Here is a 634-nt window from a genome sequence, read left to right as displayed (position 1 = left end):
CGGGCGGCGGGAATGGGCGGCGGCACCGCCGAGTACGACCTGCGGGACCGGCCGGCCCGCGGCCAGCGCATCGAGCGCGGTGAGCAGTTCGGCGCGGTCGCCGCCCAGGACCACGGCCCGGTGCTCCAGCTCGGTGCGCCGGGTGGCGAGGGAGAACGCCACGTCGGCGGGCGCGAGTTCGCCGTGCTCGCCGAGAAACAGGCGGAGCTTCGCGGCCTGGGCGCGCAGGGCGTCGGCGGAGGCCGCGGAGAGCACGAAGGGCACCACGTCCGGCGCCACCACGGGCTCCTTGGCCGGCGCCGGCTCGAAGGCAGGAGCCTGCTCCAGGATGACGTGCGCGTTCGTGCCGCTCACGCCGAACGACGACACGCCCGCCCGCCGCGGCCGCCCGGTCCGCGGCCACGGCCGCGCCTCGGTCAGCAGCCGCACCTGGCCCTCGGACCAGTCGATGTGCGGGGACGGTTCGTCCGCGTGCAGGGTGCGCGGCAGCACACCGGCCCGCAGCGCCATCACCATCTTGATCACCCCGCCCACCCCGGCGGCGGCCTGCGCGTGCCCGATGTTCGACTTCAACGACCCCAGCCACAAGGGCTGCTGCTCCGGCCGCCCCTGACCGTACGTCGCCAGCAGCGCC

Annotated in this window: 1 protein-coding gene; it reads right to left on the bottom strand. The window is 76.3% G+C overall.

Going from position 1 to position 634, the window contains the following annotated elements; genetic code table 11:
* A partial coding sequence (locus tag AC3EVP_RS36960; protein WP_435138196.1) for a ketoacyl-synthetase C-terminal extension domain-containing protein occupies positions 1–634 on the bottom strand: 634 nt, incomplete at both ends.

This window comes from Actinacidiphila sp. bgisy144 (genome assembly GCF_057708105.1).
This window is presented reverse-complemented; position numbering and strand designations above follow the sequence as displayed.